The sequence below is a fragment of the Kytococcus sp. Marseille-QA3725 genome (assembly GCF_054950055.1).
Map to the genome: position 1 here is coordinate 1 of NZ_JBUCLA010000004.1, position 1,514 is coordinate 1,514.

The following is a 1,514-nucleotide window of genomic DNA, read 5'->3' on the forward strand; positions in this document are numbered from 1 at the left end:
GCAGATACAAGTATTGTGAGATTGTACAACATACCTCGTAATAATCACTTAGTTTTTTTTTTTTTTAAATGACAGATGTGTATAAAGAGACAGGTGGGATGTCGGAGGTGGCGACCGCACGACGGGTGGAACGCCCGGGGCCGTCGCGGAGGCAGCACACGCCACGGTGATCTTCGATCAGGCGGCCTCGCTGACACGACAGCTGGACCGGGTTCGCCCCGATCTCTGGCAGCTGGGCTCGGCGGAGCTCGCGCCGGTCGTCGAGGTCCTCGGCAGCCTGTTGCGGGTGGTCGAGGCGGCGATGACCGGTGTGACGGCGGAGGCCGTGGACCGAGGCGTGGTCCAGGGGTCCCGGTGCGCCGGAACGACCGCGGGGGTGCGGGAGCGGGCCGGCATCGCGGAGCCCGGACGGGCGCACGCGGTCGCCACCGTCGCCGAGGCGACGCTCGAACCGGGCACGGAGCCGCTCGCGGATGCGGTCTGGGGTGGTGGGGTGTCGGTGGGGGTGGCCCACACCCTCCTCAAGGAGTCCCTCACCGTGCTGCCGGTGCTTCCCGGGGCCGAGCGGGAGCAGGTCCTGGGCTACTACCTGCAGCACGCCGAGAAACTCAACGCGTCCGGACGGGGCCGGGCGACGAGCCGGGCCCTGCGACAGCTCACGCGCCAGGTGATGGCGCGCTTCGGGGAGGACACCCTGGACCGGGAGGACGAGCGCGCCAAGGAGTGCTCCACGCTCACCGAACGGCAGCTGCCGACCGGTCTGGTGCGCTTCCAGGTGGACCTCAACCAGCCGGACGCCGCGCGCCTCCGCACCGCGCTGGAGGGCCTGTCCGCCCCGGCCCGGGGCCAGGACGAGCAGGGGCGATCGATCCGAGATCCACGGACCCCGGGTCGCCGTCGGGCGGATGCGCTCCTGGAGCTCGTGGAGCGGGCGCAGGCCGCCGACGCACGGGCCACGGCAGGGGGCTGCGGCCTCGCCGGCGCGACCACCCTGCTGGTGACCCTGGACCACCGGACGCTGCAGGACGAGCTCGCGCGGCGTGGGGTCGGTGGTGTGCGCCGCGCCGGGTGGGGCCGGGGGCTGCCTGGCCCGGCGCGCGATGCCGGTCCCACAGCGCACGGGTCGGCCTTCGACGGGACGGTGCTGACGCCGACGCAACTGCGACAGGCCGCGTGTGACGCCCGTGTGGTGCCGGCCGTGCTCGGCTCGGACGGTGCGCCCTTGGAGATCGGACGTGCCGACCGGAACGCCACCGGTGCTCAGCGAGGCTTCCTGGCCCTGCGGGACGGTGGGTGCACCTTCCCGGGATGTGATCGACCACCGGGGTGGTGCCACGCACACCACGTCGTGCACTGGGCGGACGGTGGGCCGACCGACGTGGACAACCTGGCCCTGCTCTGCGAGCGGCACCACACCGTCGTGCACCGGGACGGACTGACCGGGACCTTCGCCGACGGCCGATGGCACTGGCACGAGGAGGAGCGCGAAGGGGCCGGACCGCCCGAGCTCGGCA

The 1,514-nt window shown here is 71.9% G+C and carries 1 protein-coding gene; it reads left to right on the plus strand.

Annotated elements, in window-relative coordinates; genetic code table 11:
- Positions 1 to 166 precede the first annotated feature (166 nt).
- Positions 167 to 1,514 (plus strand): HNH endonuclease signature motif containing protein (locus ACY8FT_RS11820; protein WP_462419103.1); only part of this gene is annotated, 1,348 nt, incomplete at its 3' end.